Here is a 1,731-nt window from a genome sequence, read left to right as displayed (position 1 = left end):
TTGGCTTCCAGTGGCTAAGATCACTGTTTTTGCTTCAATCGTATAAAAAGTACCATCTAAAATACTGTAGGCATTCGCACCCACTACAGTGTTGTCTGTAACGAGTAAATCTGACATGGTTACTTTATCGATTATCTTGATACCCGCTTTTTCAGCTGTTCTTCTCACTTGAATCGTGATATCGAGGTCAACGCCAACCATACCCGTCATCGGGCCTGTCGGTATGATTTTCCAACTACCATCTTCGTTTGCTGGTACTTTAACGCCCCAAGAAATTAATTTTTCAATCATTTCATTGTTCATGGAAACATACTTGAGCATCTGTACTTGGTCCCCAAGGAAACACCCAACAGCATTGGCATGGTATGCAACGAATTCAATCGGTTTTACCCTTTTGAAATCAAAATATTGAAGGACCCCGCCACCTCTGTTGGCTTTGCCACTGTAACCACACGTTTGTTTTTCTATGATTAATACCTCACACTCCGGATTGGCTTCTTTCGCGATAATTCCTGCTGTAAGGCCTGCAATGCCACCACCAGCAATCAAAATATCTGTCTTAAGACTGACTTTATTGTTCATAAGAGTTCTCCCTCCTGCTATATTCATTATTTGTATCGATTGAAACTTTGATGAAACAATTCCCCTTCAAAATCAGGAATCACTTGGATGCAATCCTTAGGACAGACAACCTCACAATAATTGCAGTGAACACAGTCTTCAAGGTATTTGAATTCCGGCTTTTTATCTTCCTCGTTCCATCTAATAACATCAATGAAACATGACTTGTAGCATAATTTACATCCAATACATTTTTCTCTATTGAATTCGATCTGATTTTTCATATTCATGACATGACTCCCCTTCTAAAAATTGTCTTTTTCTTCAGCAAATATTTTTGGCAATAAGGCTGCAAGGTTTGTAAACTCCTTGATGTTGTGAAGGCATAATGCCTTTGGTGCAAAAATTGGCATTCTTGCAAAGTCAGGTAAAGCCTTAATATCACGCCCAGCTTTAACTGTCCACCCCATCCAGAATCTTGATCTAAGCTCAATGCCACCTTCGACTTCTCTGACAAAATGAGTCATGATTGTTGGTGAAGAAGCAAATGGTGGGAGACCCTCTCCATAACCTCTTGCACAAACAATGGTACTGCAAGCTTCGGTGCCAATTTTACTCACATCAAAGCCTAAGTCACCAGGATATTTAAAGTTAATGAATAAGCCTTCAGGCCCCATGCCCACATCTTCAATAACGTGGTGGGTGGTATTCCAATAGCGCTCTTTATATGACAAGCTAGAATCAAGCGCTTGTTTTCTCTGCATCGTTTCTGCTTTGTGATGATCTTCTGGATCCCAAACGGTGTATCTAAGGTTATCAAGTCCATGCCATGCGAACCACCAGTCAAACATTTCTGTGGTAACACCAGGCATAAAAGTGAGGTTTGCTACAAATCCCGTACCATCCTCCATTACACAGTAACCAATCTCATCTTCCAGATAACCTGGCTCAAAAAGTTTATTGCGATCAGCAAACTTTGTAGCCTTCTTAGGATCAAGCGGACCCGCTAATACCTGATCAATTTTATCCTTTGGTGGTGGTACCATATCCATATCATAGTATTTGAAATAACTCTTTGCCCTGTCAGCATCTGTTACAGGCACTCTCTTTGACATCGTAGACTCCATCATTACCTCCAATAATTTGTTAATTTTATAACCATCAATATAT

At 40.2% G+C, this 1,731-nt stretch carries 3 protein-coding genes; all 3 read right to left on the bottom strand.

What is annotated here, in order from left to right:
* Positions 1 to 582 (bottom strand): FAD-binding protein (locus AC220I_RS22145; protein ID WP_486726039.1); only part of this gene is annotated, 582 nt, incomplete at its 3' end.
* A gap of 26 nt (positions 583 to 608) precedes the next feature.
* The gene (locus AC220I_RS22140; protein WP_486726038.1) at positions 609 to 851 is read right to left on the bottom strand and encodes a 4Fe-4S binding protein; all 243 of its coding nucleotides are present in this window, start codon (positions 849 to 851) and stop codon (positions 609 to 611) included.
* Between the two features lie 15 nt (positions 852 to 866).
* The coding region (locus tag AC220I_RS22135; protein ID WP_486726037.1) for a DAPG hydrolase family protein at positions 867 to 1,731 on the bottom strand (865 nt) is incomplete at its 5' end.

Source organism: Fusibacter sp., from assembly GCF_057447755.1.
This window is presented reverse-complemented; position numbering and strand designations above follow the sequence as displayed.